The organism is Pseudoalteromonas sp. XMcav2-N (genome assembly GCF_024124545.1).
Taxonomy (GTDB): Bacteria; Pseudomonadota; Gammaproteobacteria; order Enterobacterales; family Alteromonadaceae; genus Pseudoalteromonas.
Genome location: NZ_JAMXSF010000012.1, coordinates 29,563 through 43,970 on the forward strand (window position 1 = coordinate 29,563; position 14,408 = coordinate 43,970).

19 protein-coding genes and 4 tRNA genes are annotated in these 14,408 nt (G+C 48.2%); 4 read left to right on the forward strand and 19 right to left on the reverse strand.

Features of this window, described 5'->3' with window-relative positions:
* The first annotated feature begins 28 nt into the window (after window positions 1–28).
* The 3 genes from NH568_RS15535 to NH568_RS15545 all read left to right on the forward strand — a co-directional run bounded on the left by NH568_RS15535 (window position 29) and on the right by NH568_RS15545 (window position 1,431).
* Window positions 29–463: a transcriptional repressor gene (locus NH568_RS15535; protein ID WP_058796952.1), complete on the forward strand. Its 435-nt coding sequence runs from the start codon at window positions 29–31 to the stop codon at window positions 461–463.
* Window positions 464–535: 72 nt separating this feature from the next.
* Window positions 536–1,003 (forward strand): chemotaxis protein CheX, encoded by a 468-nt coding sequence (locus tag NH568_RS15540; RefSeq protein ID WP_138553092.1) that lies wholly within the window; start codon window positions 536–538, stop codon window positions 1,001–1,003.
* On the forward strand, window positions 1,000–1,431 hold the full coding sequence (locus tag NH568_RS15545; protein WP_138542981.1) for a secondary thiamine-phosphate synthase enzyme YjbQ: 432 nt from the start codon (window positions 1,000–1,002) through the stop codon (window positions 1,429–1,431). Before NH568_RS15540 ends, NH568_RS15545 begins: the two co-directional genes overlap by 4 nt.
* On the opposite strand, the gene alr is transcribed toward NH568_RS15545, so the two are convergent.
* From alr to orn, 19 genes are all read right to left on the reverse strand, one after another.
* Complete coding sequence (alr, locus tag NH568_RS15550; protein WP_253048650.1) at window positions 1,432–2,529, reverse strand: alanine racemase; 1,098 nt, start codon at window positions 2,527–2,529, stop codon at window positions 1,432–1,434.
* Between the two features lie 49 nt (window positions 2,530–2,578).
* Entirely contained in the window at window positions 2,579–3,958 is a 1,380-nt protein-coding gene (gene dnaB, locus NH568_RS15555) for a replicative DNA helicase (protein ID WP_138542983.1), read from the reverse strand.
* A 120-nt stretch (window positions 3,959–4,078) separates the two neighbouring features.
* Window positions 4,079–5,020, reverse strand: a complete 942-nt coding sequence (locus NH568_RS15560) for a DUF4097 family beta strand repeat-containing protein (protein WP_253048651.1) — start codon at window positions 5,018–5,020, stop codon at window positions 4,079–4,081.
* Between the two features lie 9 nt (window positions 5,021–5,029).
* Entirely contained in the window at window positions 5,030–5,515 is a 486-nt protein-coding gene (locus tag NH568_RS15565; protein WP_253048652.1) for a hypothetical protein, read from the reverse strand.
* The gene (locus tag NH568_RS15570) at window positions 5,508–6,059 is read right to left on the reverse strand and encodes a sigma-70 family RNA polymerase sigma factor (protein WP_253048653.1); all 552 of its coding nucleotides are present in this window, start codon (window positions 6,057–6,059) and stop codon (window positions 5,508–5,510) included. Before NH568_RS15570 ends, NH568_RS15565 begins: the two co-directional genes overlap by 8 nt.
* 163 nt (window positions 6,060–6,222) lie before the next feature.
* Window positions 6,223–7,965 (reverse strand): polymer-forming cytoskeletal protein, encoded by a 1,743-nt coding sequence (locus tag NH568_RS15575; protein ID WP_253048654.1) that lies wholly within the window; start codon window positions 7,963–7,965, stop codon window positions 6,223–6,225.
* A 5-nt stretch (window positions 7,966–7,970) separates the two neighbouring features.
* Window positions 7,971–8,495, reverse strand: a complete 525-nt coding sequence (locus tag NH568_RS15580; RefSeq protein ID WP_253048655.1) for a prepilin-type N-terminal cleavage/methylation domain-containing protein — start codon at window positions 8,493–8,495, stop codon at window positions 7,971–7,973.
* Window positions 8,492–8,887: a prepilin-type N-terminal cleavage/methylation domain-containing protein gene (locus tag NH568_RS15585; protein WP_253048656.1), complete on the reverse strand. Its 396-nt coding sequence runs from the start codon at window positions 8,885–8,887 to the stop codon at window positions 8,492–8,494. The genes NH568_RS15580 and NH568_RS15585 overlap by 4 nt, the downstream gene beginning before the upstream one ends.
* Window positions 8,878–9,339, reverse strand: coding sequence for a GspH/FimT family pseudopilin (locus NH568_RS15590; RefSeq protein ID WP_253048657.1), 462 nt, complete (start codon window positions 9,337–9,339; stop codon window positions 8,878–8,880). The genes NH568_RS15585 and NH568_RS15590 overlap by 10 nt, the downstream gene beginning before the upstream one ends.
* Window positions 9,326–9,745 carry a type IV pilin protein gene (locus NH568_RS15595; protein WP_054016931.1) on the reverse strand — a complete coding sequence of 140 codons (420 nt, stop codon included), beginning with the start codon at window positions 9,743–9,745 and terminating at the stop codon, window positions 9,326–9,328. The genes NH568_RS15590 and NH568_RS15595 overlap by 14 nt, the downstream gene beginning before the upstream one ends.
* 411 nt (window positions 9,746–10,156) lie before the next feature.
* Window positions 10,157–10,609 (reverse strand): 50S ribosomal protein L9, encoded by a 453-nt coding sequence (gene rplI, locus NH568_RS15600; protein WP_054016932.1) that lies wholly within the window; start codon window positions 10,607–10,609, stop codon window positions 10,157–10,159.
* A 35-nt stretch (window positions 10,610–10,644) separates the two neighbouring features.
* The gene (rpsR, locus tag NH568_RS15605) at window positions 10,645–10,872 is read right to left on the reverse strand and encodes a 30S ribosomal protein S18 (RefSeq protein ID WP_010386263.1); all 228 of its coding nucleotides are present in this window, start codon (window positions 10,870–10,872) and stop codon (window positions 10,645–10,647) included.
* A 12-nt stretch (window positions 10,873–10,884) separates the two neighbouring features.
* Window positions 10,885–11,214, reverse strand: coding sequence for a primosomal replication protein N (gene priB, locus NH568_RS15610; protein WP_239399739.1), 330 nt, complete (start codon window positions 11,212–11,214; stop codon window positions 10,885–10,887).
* A 30-nt stretch (window positions 11,215–11,244) separates the two neighbouring features.
* Entirely contained in the window at window positions 11,245–11,586 is a 342-nt protein-coding gene (gene rpsF / locus NH568_RS15615) for a 30S ribosomal protein S6 (protein ID WP_010386261.1), read from the reverse strand.
* A gap of 211 nt (window positions 11,587–11,797) precedes the next feature.
* A tRNA-Gly gene (locus NH568_RS15620) sits at window positions 11,798–11,873 on the reverse strand.
* A 149-nt stretch (window positions 11,874–12,022) separates the two neighbouring features.
* A tRNA-Gly gene (locus NH568_RS15625) sits at window positions 12,023–12,098 on the reverse strand.
* Window positions 12,099–12,291: 193 nt separating this feature from the next.
* A tRNA-Gly gene (locus NH568_RS15630) sits at window positions 12,292–12,367 on the reverse strand.
* Between the two features lie 70 nt (window positions 12,368–12,437).
* A tRNA-Gly gene (locus NH568_RS15635) sits at window positions 12,438–12,513 on the reverse strand.
* 97 nt (window positions 12,514–12,610) lie between these two features.
* The gene (orn, locus tag NH568_RS15640) at window positions 12,611–13,156 is read right to left on the reverse strand and encodes an oligoribonuclease (RefSeq protein WP_046004965.1); all 546 of its coding nucleotides are present in this window, start codon (window positions 13,154–13,156) and stop codon (window positions 12,611–12,613) included.
* Between the two features lie 173 nt (window positions 13,157–13,329).
* Here orn and rsgA point away from each other — a divergent pair, with 173 nt between their 5' ends.
* The gene (gene rsgA / locus NH568_RS15645; protein ID WP_253048658.1) at window positions 13,330–14,382 is read left to right on the forward strand and encodes a small ribosomal subunit biogenesis GTPase RsgA; all 1,053 of its coding nucleotides are present in this window, start codon (window positions 13,330–13,332) and stop codon (window positions 14,380–14,382) included.
* Window positions 14,383–14,408 lie beyond the last annotated feature (26 nt).

Here is a 14,408-nt window from a genome sequence, read left to right on the forward strand (position 1 = left end):
ATTGCATGGCAGTGTAAGGATTTAGAACATGAATATAGAACAACTGGTAAGTAAAGCTAAGCAAGTTTGTGATAATCGAGGGGCTCGATTTACCCCTATCCGAGAAAAAGTTTTCCGCTTACTCGCTGCTAAACAAGGCGGTGTAGGCGCCTATGATCTGCTAGAAGAGCTCAAGCTCACCGAGTCTGGAGCAAAGCCGGCAACGGTATACCGTGCTTTGGATTTTCTGTCAGAATTAGGATTTATTCATAAGATTGAAAGCACAAATGCATTTATGCTGTGCCATCACTTTGACTGTATTCACCCAGTGCAGTTATTGATCTGTGACTCCTGTGGTCACGTACAAGAGCTGCATTCCAATGCCATTTCGCACGAGCTGAATAACCTGGCTGCAGAGCACGGCTTTCTTGTTAAAGCACAAACGATTGAAGCACACGGCCGTTGTGGAAAGTGTAATGAGTAGTGCAGCATAGTAAAAAGCCCACTACACTTAAACCAGCGTCCGTTACAACGTAGGAACCTAGGGAAGAAGCATATGAATGTAGAATTCATCAACCCTTTTTTATCGTCACTAATGAATGTACTGGCGACCATGGCACAAACAGAATTAACGCCAGGCAAACCAAAGATTAAAAAAGATGAGGTGGCACGCGGTGATGTGTCTGGGTTGATTGGCATGGTAGGCCCACAAACCAAAGGCTCCTTTTCTATCAGTTTTGATGAAGGCCTGGCACTGACTATCATGGAAAGAATGTTGGGTGAGCGCCCGGACAAAATCAATGAAGAAGTCACCGACATGGTCGGTGAAATCACCAACATGGTTACCGGTGGCGCAAAGAACCTGCTTGGCGAGAAGGGCTACGAGTTTGATATGGCCACGCCAATTGTGGTCTCCGGACCCGGACACACCATTACTCATAAATGCGAAGGCCCTAAAATCATTATGCCCTTCACCTCAGCTGACGGGAATGCCAACATAGAGGTGAGCTTCGATAAGCTATGAGCTGGCATCAAACACATATCACACTCAGGCCGCGTCAACGCGGCTTTCATTTAATTGATGATGAGGTACTTACACAGTTACCACAGCTAGGCTATTACAAAGTGGGATTGCTCCATTTGTTTATTCAGCACACTTCAGCCAGTCTCACCATCAATGAAAATGCCGATCCTACCGTTCGTATGGATATGGAAAGTCACTTCAACCACTTTGTACCCGAGCGACAAAGTTACTATCGTCATGATTATGAAGGAGACGACGACATGCCAGCCCATATCAAATCCAGTACACTGGGCTGTGAAGTGACGATCCCGGTTAGTCATGGGCGCTTACAATTAGGTACCTGGCAGGGGATTTACCTGGGGGAGCACAGAGACCATGCAAGTAGTCGCTCAATTGTCGCAACCTTACATGGCCAGCTTCTGGAATAACTAGCGTGATGAGTCTAACGGGGTGATGTAGTCATAGCTCACCCTGGGTGTGACATTGCAGAGTAATTCATAGGGGATAGTACCCGCACACGCCGCAACTTCTTCAACCGGTAGAGCAGGCCCCCACATTTCAACCTGATCACCGACAGCCACCCCCTCCGGGTTAGTGCCTATGTCCACAGTGATCATGTCCATAGATACCGCACCAACAATGCCATAACGTTTCTTCCTGATCACCACAGGGGTGCCATTGCGCGCATTACGTGGGTAACCATCACCGTACCCCATCGCCACGACGGCCAGCTGAGTTTGTTTATTACTCTGCCAGCGACCGCCATACCCCACTTTTTCGCCCTCAGCGATGGTCTTGATGGCGATCACCCGGGTTGTTAGCCGCATCACAGGCTTGAGGCCATGCTCAGTGCCAACCTGGTTAAGCATGGGAGAAACCCCATACATCATTAGACCGGGGCGGATCCAGTCACCATGTGACTGAGGCCAGCCGAGTACCCCGGCGGAGTTGGCAAGACACTTCGCTTCAGGTTTACCCTCTATCAGACGCTCGAATGCTTTAATCTGGCGTTGCGTTTGCGTGCTATTTACATCATCAGCGCAGGAAAAGTGCGTCATTAGTTTGATATTCGGGTCAACATTGTCACAGGCTTTTAGCCGCTGATAAAAGGTTTCGAACTGTTCAGGCTCGATGCCCAGCCTGTGCATGCCTGTATCGACTTTCAGCCACACAGACAGACGAGCACCCAACTGACTGGTTTCGATGGCCCTTAGCTGATTTTTATCATGAACAATGGTTTCAAAGTTATTGGCAATCAGAATAGGCAAATCAGCACAATGAAAAAAGCCTTCCAGTAAAACGATCGGCTTGGTTAAACCACCGGCGCGCAGCGCCAATGCTTCATCAATACGAGCCACTGCAAAGGCATCTGCGTCATTGAGCTGCTGGGCAATTTTGACCAGACCATGGCCATAGGCGTTGGCCTTAAGCACAGCCATCACGCGGGCACCAGGCGCAAGTGCCTTGATCCGTTTTAAATTATAACTTAATGCCGCGAGGTTAATTTCGGCGGTTGCCAGGCGCATACTTACTCCTAATTCAGGCTGCCGACTCAGTTAGAAAACAACAAATACTCTAATATTCGTCATCGACTGCAGGACCGGCATAATTGTCGAACCGAGAGAATTGCCCCTGGAAGGTTAACCTAACCTTACCAATCGGACCATTACGCTGTTTACCAATAATAATTTCCGCGACTCCCTTATCCGGACTGTCGTCGTTGTACACCTCATCACGGTAAATAAACATGATCAAGTCGGCATCCTGCTCGATAGACCCCGATTCACGTAAGTCTGAGTTAACCGGGCGTTTATCAGCCCGTTGTTCCAGTGTCCGGTTAAGCTGTGATAAGGCTATCACCGGGCACTGAAGCTCTTTTGCCAGTGCCTTAAGTGAACGAGATATCTCTGCGATTTCTAAGGTCCGGTTGTCCGATAAACTGGGCACTCGCATCAACTGCAAATAATCCACCATGATCATGCTAATACCACCATGATCCCGCGCGATCCGTCTAGCCCGTGAACGCACATCTGTCGGCGTCAGGCCTGAAGCATCATCAATGTACATCTGACCCTTTTCCATCAACAAACCCATGGTTGAGGATAACCGTGCCCAATCATCATCATCCAGCTGACCAGTTCGCACTTTGGTCTGGTTAATACGCCCCAGTGAAGCCAACATCCTCATCATGATCTGTTCTGAGGGCATCTCCAGTGAATAGATAAGCACAGGCTTATCCTGCGTCATCGCAGCATGCTCAGCAAGGTTCATTGCGAAAGTGGTTTTACCCATCGACGGACGTGCAGCGACTATGATCAGGTCTGAGGGTTGCAAGCCTGCGGTCATCTGGTCAAGATCAGAGTAACCCGTGCTCACCCCGGTTACACCATCTTGCGGCGACTGGTAAAGCTCTTCAATTTTATCGACGGTTTTTTCGAGAATGCTGTGAATGCTCTGTGGACCTTCGGTACTCTTGGTGCGCTGCTCGGCGATTTTGAATACTTTACTTTCTGCCAGATCCAATAATTCGTGACTATCACGGCCTTCCGGATTAAACCCTGCCTCGGCAATTTCATTGGCGACCGAGATCATCTCACGGACCACTGCCCGTTCGCGAACGATACTGGCATAGGCATCTATGTTCGCCGCACTGGGCGTATTTTTAGCAATTTCAGCCAGATAAGCAAAACCACCGACTGTGTCCAGTTGGTTGTTCTTTTCGAGGTTTTCCGAGATAGTGATCAGGTCAATAGGCTGACTGGCCTCAACCAGCTTGCTCATTGCCTCGAATATCAGCTTGTGGGTGCGGGTGTAAAAGTCCTGCGCGACAACCAGTTCTGCAACCCTATCAAACGCCTGATTATCAAGCATGAGTCCACCTAACACAGACTGCTCTGCCTCGATAGAATGGGGGGGAACTTTCAGGGTATCGACTTGTTGATCAGGTTTCGCCATATCACTACAAACACTAAGGGACGGACCTGTTATTGTATACGCAATTGGGGTGGAAATGAATCTAGATTATCAGGCTAATATTGACTCAGGGACGCCCTCGCCGGGCGCCCCTCCTGAGTATTACAATTTCTTCAACGCAATACGTCCACTGACAGTATCGATTTCTACATCCACATCACCGTCGTTAATCACGAACTCCAGTTCACGCGATGGCCCATATTTCGCCTTTTTCTCTTTGTCTGCTGACAGTTCATTGATGATCCGTCCGCCGGCATGCGCATCGATATCAAAACGCGCCGACAGATTGGTGGGAAAATAAAAGTCGACATCACCGCTGACTGATTCAAAGCGAATATTGGCTCTCTTTTCCAGTGCTCTCAATTTAACATTAATCTCGCCATTGACGGTGCTCATTCTCAAGTCCTTCAGGCTGGCAATATCGAAATCAACTTCGCCGTTGACGTTTTCAACCCGAATATCACTCGCCTGAGTCATACTCTCAATGCCACCATTGACCGCATTAAACCTTAGCTTGCCGCTGGACGCCATATCTTCAATATCGCCATTGACTGTTTCATAGCGGATGTTACCGGATAGCTCTTTCCCCTCGATGTCACCATTGACGGTTTCCAGCTCAATTTTCCCGTTTACCTGATTTACCTCAATATCGCCATTGACGGTAGTGACTGCTACGCCCGCACTGAAGTTGCTGACATCCACATCGACATTCACGCCTTCAAAGTCCAGTTCACTCTGTTTCGGCATATAAATGGTCAACCGAGATCCATCTCGCTTGTTATTCCACCCTTTATTGCGACGTGGCATTTTGACAATAAACTCTGTTACATTGCCCTGAGTTTCTAATGTATAGCCATCGGCCAGTTCATCTAGCTCGCCACTGACTTTAAAGCTTGGCTTGTCCCACGACTTGATAGTGACTTTACCACGCTGGTTTTCGATAACCACTTTGCCATCCAGCGGCACTTCAATCTGCTCGTCAATCTTGTCACCCGCCAGGGCAAACAGCGGCAGCGTGGCCAGTCCTAAAATGATTGCTTTCATGCTTCTCTCCTAAATCTGTTGCCACTGGGGCTGATGTACCTTAGTGATTAAATCCAATTGCTGCTGGTATACCTGAGCCAGCATTTTAAGCAGAGCTGCATTGTCGGGATCTTTTGTCAGAGCCAGTTTGATGGCCTGCTCTGCTTCTTCCAGTTCCTGTAATGGCTGCTGCCAATCCTGTGTGAGTGCGGGTTGTGTCTCATACTGAACCAATAGCGTTTGTTTTCTCTGCTCGAAGAAGGCACTCATATTCGCCATAGTATCTTGCTGAGGCTGCGTCATGATGACCTGCCAGCTCAGCAGGCCAGCTGATACACAGGCCGCAACACCAGCCAGCTTAACCCAGGGACTGGCAGAGCGAGGCTCCGCTGTGGGCAAATTGATTGCCTTTTCAATGCCCTGCCATAAGTCTTTTCGCGGTTCAGGTAGCTGATCCTGATCTTGTTGTCGTGGCAGCTGTTGTTTCAGAAACTGCTCAAACGTTGGTTTACTCATTGTCATACCACTCCTGTAACAATTTCCTGGCCCGGTGAAACTGGGATTTACTTGAGCCCACCGCCATATTCAACATGCCCGCCACCTCTTCATGGCGGTACCCTTCTACCGCGTGTAAAACAAACACCAAACGGGCACGCTCAGGTAAACGCAGGACCAGCTTATCTAGCCCGTTGAGCGATTCACATTGCGCGATTTCAGTTTGTTCCATCCCACTGTCTTCCAGGCTGACGACTTTTTGCAACCAGTTTTTTTGCTTACGCAAATAGCTGATTGCAACATTCGACGTGACGCTGTGAAGCCAGGTCGTGAACTTCGATTGCCCCTGAAACTGAGCGATTTTATGCCACAGTTGAACAAACACTTCCTGCGTCGCATCTTCCGCGTGTGCCTGATCGGCAAGCAAACGTAAACACAGCCCATACACCCTGCGATAACACTGCTGATAAAGCTGTTCAAATGCAACCTGCTCGCCCTGCTGGGCACGCTGCACTAACGCCTCAATAGTATCTTGGTTAAATGCCTCTTTGGCATTGATTATCATAGAGTATTCCCTCGTTACCGAGCCATCATCGTGACACATCAGATGTAATAAAGAAAGTGACCCAATGTGCGATGTTTGAGGAGTAAGACGCGGGGGGAAGAGCAAAAGGTTTAAACAAAGAGGAAAAATTTTTCTGAGCGGTGGAAGCGACTAGTTCACTGTGTTATTCGTCTTCCTCCTCTGGAGTCTGATAGTCTTCGCCAGACTCAAAACGCCAGCCCATAAATTCCAGCTTAGCCGGCGTAACCACACCACCGTTGCCGAGGTTAAAGTTTTTCAGTGCTTCATCAAAATGTACACCACTGCCGCCGGTGGCATCTATGGTTGCGCCACGGATAGTGCCGTAAAACTGACCACTCCCTCGCATTGCGATACTGGTAACGGGTGCATAAATTACGGCATACACGGAACTGGCACCTCTCAGAGTAATGCCATTTTGGCCTGAATAAGAAGAGAAGATACTCAAACTTGGAAAGCCGCTATCAGTCATGCCTTCACGTTCAGTGATCACGACGCCACTGGCACCAAAATCAACTTTACCGGTAACAAAAATCGCCAGACTGCTGCCTGCTTTTATAGTAATGCTGGTGTGACCCGTCATCTTGAAGTCACCATCGACCAGCCAGATCACATCTCCTCCCTCAATGGTAATGGTACCATCGCTGGTCAGCTTCATGTTTTTCATCCCAAACACATACTCATTGCCGGTATTACCCTGACCATGGTTTTGTGTAAGGTGCTGAAACAAATAGATGTCTGCGGGGCTCGATGACCAGGTACCACTGCCTCCACGTATATAACGGCCCTCGCTCGGGGTAAACACATAGTCCGTCTGTGCACCGACAGTAAAATCAGCATAGTTGTTATTGCTGTCGATCACTGAGGGCATATTCAAAGGTAACGCCAGTGGATCACATTCTTTATCCGGGTCGTTGGGATCATAATCCGGCGAGCTGGGATCGTATACCCGTACCGCTTCCACTTCTGGGTTAACATTGAAGCGATCAGCTGAATAATGCAACCCACCTTGCATATGGCTGCTCTGGAAGACACCCGTGCCACCATACATAATATCTAACTCAGCCTGGTTTTGATTGAGAATTTCGGCGCCCCACTTCATCGTCACGTCACCATTCGCACGTAGCACGCCGGTGATCTGTCCGCCATTGTGCTTTACGAATCCCTGAGTGAGCACATCGCCATCAACCCGCACGCCACTGCCCGCGGAAATATCGATACCAGTATTAGACTGAACAGTACCGATAACAGGTGAAGACCCCTTTAGATACAGGATACCCGATGCTTTAACATCTCCCATGATAGGAGAGTGACCATTTAGCACCACATCGGCATCGCCAATCACAGTATTCACATCACCATTGCTGGTTTTAGTGTCTTCATAGCTACCCTGAGTGGAATCATAACTGTCGACTAAACCACTGCCCGCAAGATTTACGCCTTTACACCCGGTAACGGCGTTTTGGAACACTGAGCTACGCTCGGGGGGGGTGTATTTAAAGTAAGAGATCATACGCGCCTGGGCCTGCTCATCATAACGCTGTCCCAGGCTGGCAATCGCCACTTCATCACCATTGACTGACAACTGGGCGTCAAAACTCGTACCGTCAAGTTCGCCGCTCCCCAGACCCGCGCCAATCTGCTGAACCGCCTGCTCCAGTGTCAGATTTGGGTTATTGATAAGTGCAGCTTTGAGTGCCTGCCCCCGCTCGATCACGCCCTTTTCAGCCAATAAACGAGCATTCAGGTCTTTTTGATAATTACCACTGAGACGCTCCTGCACCAGGGTATCTTTAAATGCAGCAAATACGACGACACTAGCCACCGAGCTGAGTAGCATCACTTTTATCAGGGTAAACCCACGTTGTCGTAGTGTTTGTATTGCCATGATAGTCACCAGTTCGCCGTCGCCAGCACCTGCTGACTTGCTGCAATATCTATCTGGATCCCCGCGGCATACTGTGCGGGCACACCCACGGGTGTCACTGTAATGGACGTGATCAGGCCGTTGACCGAAAAGCTTAGTCCATTGACCCCTCTTAACAAGCGCTGGGCAGGTAAGTTATCTGAGCTGATATCGCATAATAAGTAGCCATCAAGTAACGAAAAGGTCTCGGTGTAATTCACCACAGGCACGCTGCCATCGCAGGCCGGCGTATTGGCAACCTGACTGACTTCTAATGCCTCACCGTTAAGCATGACCTGAGGTGTGGACGCTGTTTGCTTAATGCTACGAGTCATTAGCTGACTGGTATAGCGGATCACTTCCTGTGCCTGTGCCAGCTCCTGATTTACCGCAATAGTGCTGCGAATGGTCGAATAGGCCACGGCAATACCTCCGAGCATAAACAAGCCTATCGCCAGTGCGATCAGTAGCTCAAGTAAAGTAAATCCGCGGCAATTCATCAATCGACTCACAAACATTCATTGACAAAACTGGCGTGCAAAGAGATTTGGTCCACGCCTATATTGGTCATTCGTTCATCGTGCCAGCTAACCGTCAGGCTCATATCGAGACTAAAAGTGTCGGGCAGCGTTAGCGTGAAGCGAGGATCATTCGGGTATAGCCAGGCAGCTGTCGGGTTGGCACCCGGGTTCAGGCTGGTATTGACACTCTGATAGTGGCAAATGTCGGGCCAAATACGCTCTATCGCATTCTGACCGTGGATCAAAGCCACGGTATAATTAAAACTGTTCTGTGCAAACTGCATGGCCTTGATCTGGGCTGCAGCAAGGCCGAGCAATGCAATGGCTGCGATTACCATAGACACCATAACTTCCAGCAATGAAAACCCCGAAACTACGCGCAATTGTCTGTCGCCTTACCCAACCAGCTTTGCCCACTGTGTAAGATGCATAAACGAACATCATCCGTTGTTGCATCATTATCCGATATCAGTATATTACTGAATGCACTGAGCTCACCGCTTGAGCGCAGTGTTCTGTCAACCAGGTTCACGGCTACTGCCGAGTGGTCAATCGTAAACCGTTTTAACGTGATTTCCTGACCCTGCTCGACCACCTTCATCACCCAGTCATTGTTTTCAAGTTCCAGTTTTACCGGCACTTCGCGTTTTACCGCTTCACTGCGGGCAAAGCGATAAAAGCTGCTTAGCTGATTTGCGGTGGTATTAACTCTGTCCTGTTTAATCTGGCCGATTAAAGACGGCGCAGCCGTAACAGCCAGGATGGCAATGATGGCCAGGACCATCAACAGCTCAATCAGTGTTACACCGTGCTGGGCATGCTTACCAACAGTCATTCAGGTTGCCTCCCTGATTGCCTAAATGGTCCAGCGTGAGCACTCCGCAAATGTCGCCATTTTGACCACCTGCAGCCAGTGGCGTCGCCTTTAAAATATAGCCCATATTGCGAAAATCACCGTTGGCACCTTGTGGCTTATTACGCGCTTCGTAGCTGAACGTGTAGTGTTCAGCAGCTGGCAGACTTTGAAACGTTTGATCATTAGGGTAACCACCATTGCGGGAATAGATGCGCTCCAACGTAGCACTGGTTTGTAACAGCAAGTGCTGTGCATCCAGTCGTCTGCTTTCACGTACATACTGACCATAGTTTGGCAATGCCACACTGGCCAGAATGGCGACGATCGCAATGGCGATCAGCAGCTCAATTAAAGTAAATCCACGCATTCTGGAGGTTTTAAGCATATTGGGTTTCCCACCTAAATGATAACGCTGTCATTAGTACCTGAGTATGACTGTATGACATTTGACCAATAAAAAAAAGTGCCTGTAATAAAAACAGTTAACTAAAATATCACAAAACAGAATTATCTAAAACAGGAACGCGCTTACACGGGATAACAGCCGACGATGTGCCTCAAGGTTACACGGTGGTCAGACCATTAAATACCAGCGTCATTTGTTCCCATAAAGACTATAAGCCGTTTACGAGCGCTGTTGTTTTGATTTGGATTAAATTTCCGACTTGTGTTGTAAACCTTCCATGATGATCCCGATAATCATCAGATCCACACACTGAAAATTGGAGTTGTTATTGTCTTTCAGAGATTGGGAATACAACCGCGTGCAGATACACGCGGTTGGTGCTTAATACTATTAAGCTTCAGCGATCACGATTACTTTGATAGCTGTTGTCACGTCAGTGTGAAGCTGGATTGATACGTCGAACTCACCTGTTTCGCGGATAGTACCGGTAGGCAGACGAACTTCTGACTTAGCAACTTCAAGACCTACTGCAGTGATAGCGTCGGCAATATCGCGAGTACCGATAGAACCAAACAGCTTACCTTCGTCACCCGCTTTAGAAACCAGAGTCACTTCAGCAAGTGCTTCTAGTTTTTCAGCGCGCGCTTGTGCAGCAACTAGCTCTTCAGCGATTTTCGCTTCAAGCTCAGCACGACGTGCTTCGAAAGTTTCGATGTTAGCTTTAGTTGCAGGAACTGCCTTACCCTTAGGGAAAAGGAAGTTACGTGCGAAACCAGATTTAACAGAAACCTGGTCACCTAGGCCACCTAGGTTTGCGATCTTGTCTAGTAGAATAACTTGCATGTCTCTACACCTTTTAAAAACTGTTAATCAGCTGCTTACTTATGTAAGTCAGTGTACGGAAGAAGGGCTAGGTAGCGAGCACGCTTGATAGCAGTTGCTAGCTGACGCTGGTATTTAGCGCTAGTACCTGTGATACGGCTAGGTACGATTTTGCCACTTTCAGTTACATAGTTTTTAAGAGTAGCCAGATCTTTGTAATCGATTTGTTGTACGCCTTCCGCTTTGAAACGGCAGAACTTACGACGTCTGAAATAACGTGCCATGAGTAAATTTCCTCAATTAATTCTTTCAATATGTTGTGCATGTAATACAAGTTGACTCAAGCCACTGCGACTCTCGTGCCGGTTTAAAAAACCGCGTACTTGTATGGTTTGCCCAACGTATAAATGCTCTAGTTGAGTCCGGAACTGCTGTCCGCTGGCAACCACCTGAATACGCACATAACTGTTACGATTTAGGTCGGCTTCTACTTGCATCGATTTATGTTCTAAAACAAAAATACAATGCGCGATACCGGCGGGGCTTTGACTGTACTTAGGTGGCTTACAGACCGTGCCAGATAATACCAGCTGGTTTGTATACAGATCAGACTGAGTGCTCACCAAACTACCAGATCAATTCCGAATCAAAAACGATTAAGCAGTTGCTGCTTCTTTTTTCTCTTCTTTAGCAAGAGGAGATGCTTCAGTTACAGCGTTCTTAGTACGCATAACCAGGTTACGAAGCACTGCATCGTTGTAGCGGAAAGAAGTTTCAAGCTCGCTGATTACTTCAGTAGGTGCTTCAACGTTCAACAGAACATAGTGTGCTTTGTGAAGCTTTTCGATTGGGTAAGCCAGTTGACGACGACCCCAGTCTTCTAGACGGTGGATTTTACCGCCAGCTTCTGTGATGGCACCAGTATAACGCTCGATCATACCAGGTACTTGCTCACTTTGGTCTGGGTGAACCATGAATACGATTTCGTAATGACGCATGGATATTCCTTACGGTTAATATAGCCTTGTCCCGTTTCGGCCAGTCGGGGTAAGGCAAGGAACTAAAGTTAGTTAGGCCGAAAGAGCGCGTATTTTACGTGTCGAACTAAAAATAAGCAATCAGTTTATCGATGAAAATTGGTGGAATAAGATTTAAAGTTGAGCAAGTAAGTCAGAGTGAGAAAATATGGATATAAAGAGAGGGAGGAGTTGGAGCGGCACACGAGGTTCGAACTCGTGACCTCGACCTTGGCAAGGTCGCGCTCTACCAGCTGAGCTAGTGCCGCTTCATAATTTGCTCAATTGTTTTAAACGCTGGTTCGCGACGGGTCGCGTCTAACGTTTTAGCAGCTGAGCTAGTGCTGCATCACAGGGTATGGAAATATAATCCAATACAAACTCGTTATTTAGTCAGTCGAGTAAACTGATTGTAGATTGGAGCGGCACACGAGGTTCGAACTCGTGACCTCGACCTTGGCAAGGTCGCGCTCTACCAGCTGAGCTAGTGCCGCTTCATAAGTTATGGAATATTAAAACGCTGGTGCGCGACGGGTCGCGTCTAACATTTTAGCAGCAGAGCCAGTGCCGCATTCCTGATTACTCATATTTTAAACGCTGGTGCGCGACGGGTCGCGTCTAACGTTTTAGCAGCTGAGCTAGTGCCGCTTTATAAAAGATATCTAGTTTATACACCTGAAGAAGTGTTGGAGCGGCACACGAGGTTCGAACTCGTGACCTCGACCTTGGCAAGGTCGCGCTCTACCAGCTGAGCTAGTGCCGCATCACAGGGTATGGAAATATAATCCAATACAAACTCGTTATTTAGTCAGTCGAGTAAACTGATTGTAGATTGGAGCGGCACACGAGGTTCGAACTCGTGACCTCGACCTTGGCAAGGTCGCGCTCTACCAGCTGAGCTAGTGCCGCTTCATAAATACCCCAGAGACAAAGAAGCTTTGCCGTCTTGAGCGGGGCAGGATTCTACAAGATAGAAAAAGCATTGCAAGTACTTTTTCTAAATTTTTTAAAGATTGAAGAATTTTTGCTGGTAAACCTTCAACTCCATAATGGAGTCTTTGATGTCGTCCAGAGCCAGGTGAGAGCTCTTTTTGTGGATCCCATTTAACAGCTCAGGCTTCCAACGACGTGCCAGCTCTTTAATCGTGCTGACGTCCAGGTTGCGGTAGTGGAAATATTCTTCCAGCTCAGGCATGTATTTGTTGAGGAAGCGACGGTCCTGCCCAATCGAATTACCACACATCGGCGATTTGCCCGGCGGTACCCATTGTTTCAGGAAGTCCAATGTTTGTTTGATTGCATCAGATTCAGAGTGAGTGCTGGCCTTACAACGTGCAGTCAGACCGGAGCGGCCATGCTGGTTTGTACACCACTCATCCATATTATCAAGTAAATCATCACTTTGATGGATAGCAATTACAGGTCCCTCGGCCAGTACATTCAGATCACAGTCGGTGATCACAGTGGCAATTTCGAGGATCCTATCTGTTTTAGGTTCCAGACCCGTCATTTCTAAGTCGAGCCAGATCAGGTTTGATTCATGAAAAGACATACACTACCTAACGGTACTTTCCTTTAGATCCAATGCAATTAGATATATCATATTAGCTTCATCACTCGACCAAAAGCTTTTTTTTACAAAGCGGGGCAATTTATTGAGTTATAGTCCATGATTGGCCTGTATACCACTCGATAGCAATAAATCGTGTCGCGAGTTTATAAGATATGGCAAAACGCAAAAAACTCAGTAAGGGCCAGTCCAGACGGATCAGTGCCAACCATCAAAAACGCTTGCATAAAGCGAAACAACAATCCGACACTCAGGTAACTTGGCAAACCGATAACCTGGGCCCCACAGAACCCGCAGTGGTGATCAGTCGCTTTGGCCAGCACGCCGATGTCGAGTGCGAAAATGGCGACGTCCTGCGCTGTAATATTCGCCGTACTGTCACCAGCATAGTATGTGGCGATGAAGTGATTTTTCGTCGCGCCAAAGTCAGCGAAGGCGATCTGGCCGGCGTGATAGAAGCCGTTGAGCCTCGCCGCTCTCAGCTCACCCGTCCGGATTTTTACGACGGCGTAAAAGTGGTGGCAGCCAATATTGACCAAATTTTAATGGTATCCGCTGTAGTGCCTGAATTCACCCCACAGATCATTGACCGCTATCTGGTCGCCTGTGAGGACATGGGCATTGAGCCTATTCTGTTACTCAACAAGATCGATCTGCTCGATGACGAAGGCCTCGACTATGTCGATGAAGTGCTGGATATCTATCGTGAGCTAGGTTACCGCGTCCTGCTGGTGAGTAACAAAACAGGCCAGGGGATTGATGAACTCAAAGCCCTGCTGACAGACAAGAACAACATCTTTGTTGGCCAATCCGGGGTGGGTAAATCCACTTTAGTGAATACCGTCCTGCCCGATGCCGCCATTCTGACGCAGGAAGTCTCTGAGAACAGTGGCCTGGGTCAGCACACCACCACGGTTTCTAAGCTACATCACCTGCCCAGTGGCGGTAACCTGATAGACAGTCCGGGGATCCGTGAATTCGGCCTGTGGCACCTCGAAGTAGAGCGGGTAACCTGGTGTTTTAAAGAGTTTCGTGAATTTATCGGCGGTTGCCGTTTTCGTGACTGCAAACACCTGAATGATCCGGGTTGTCTGATCCTGGAAGCGGTTGATGAGGGCAAGATCAGCGAGCTGCGCTTTGACAGCTATCATCGTATTCTGGAGTCAATGGCGGATGGCCGTGCAGGTGCACGCGCGCCAAGAGTTTGATACTATCTTCAAAATTTTTTCAGGAA

What these genes read in the sequence shown, in the direction of transcription:
- orn (WP_046004965.1), bottom strand. Translation starts at nt 13,156, where the DNA reads ATGTCTTTTCATGAATCAAACCTGATCTGGCTCGACTTAGAAATGACG.
- rsgA (WP_253048658.1), top strand. Translation starts at nt 13,330, where the DNA reads ATGGCAAAACGCAAAAAACTCAGTAAGGGCCAGTCCAGACGGATCAGT.
- rplI (WP_054016932.1), bottom strand. Translation starts at nt 10,609, where the DNA reads ATGCAAGTTATTCTACTAGACAAGATCGCAAACCTAGGTGGCCTAGGT.
- NH568_RS15590 (WP_253048657.1), bottom strand. Translation starts at nt 9,339, where the DNA reads ATGACTGTTGGTAAGCATGCCCAGCACGGTGTAACACTGATTGAGCTG.
- rpsR (WP_010386263.1), bottom strand. Translation starts at nt 10,872, where the DNA reads ATGGCACGTTATTTCAGACGTCGTAAGTTCTGCCGTTTCAAAGCGGAA.
- NH568_RS15540 (WP_138553092.1), top strand. Translation starts at nt 536, where the DNA reads ATGAATGTAGAATTCATCAACCCTTTTTTATCGTCACTAATGAATGTA.
- NH568_RS15535 (WP_058796952.1), top strand. Translation starts at nt 29, where the DNA reads ATGAATATAGAACAACTGGTAAGTAAAGCTAAGCAAGTTTGTGATAAT.
- NH568_RS15575 (WP_253048654.1), bottom strand. Translation starts at nt 7,965, where the DNA reads ATGGCAATACAAACACTACGACAACGTGGGTTTACCCTGATAAAAGTG.
- NH568_RS15595 (WP_054016931.1), bottom strand. Translation starts at nt 9,745, where the DNA reads ATGCTTAAAACCTCCAGAATGCGTGGATTTACTTTAATTGAGCTGCTG.
- NH568_RS15565 (WP_253048652.1), bottom strand. Translation starts at nt 5,515, where the DNA reads ATGAGTAAACCAACGTTTGAGCAGTTTCTGAAACAACAGCTGCCACGA.
- alr (WP_253048650.1), bottom strand. Translation starts at nt 2,529, where the DNA reads ATGCGCCTGGCAACCGCCGAAATTAACCTCGCGGCATTAAGTTATAAT.
- NH568_RS15570 (WP_253048653.1), bottom strand. Translation starts at nt 6,059, where the DNA reads ATGATAATCAATGCCAAAGAGGCATTTAACCAAGATACTATTGAGGCG.
- NH568_RS15545 (WP_138542981.1), top strand. Translation starts at nt 1,000, where the DNA reads ATGAGCTGGCATCAAACACATATCACACTCAGGCCGCGTCAACGCGGC.
- NH568_RS15560 (WP_253048651.1), bottom strand. Translation starts at nt 5,020, where the DNA reads ATGAAAGCAATCATTTTAGGACTGGCCACGCTGCCGCTGTTTGCCCTG.
- rpsF (WP_010386261.1), bottom strand. Translation starts at nt 11,586, where the DNA reads ATGCGTCATTACGAAATCGTATTCATGGTTCACCCAGACCAAAGTGAG.
- dnaB (WP_138542983.1), bottom strand. Translation starts at nt 3,958, where the DNA reads ATGGCGAAACCTGATCAACAAGTCGATACCCTGAAAGTTCCCCCCCAT.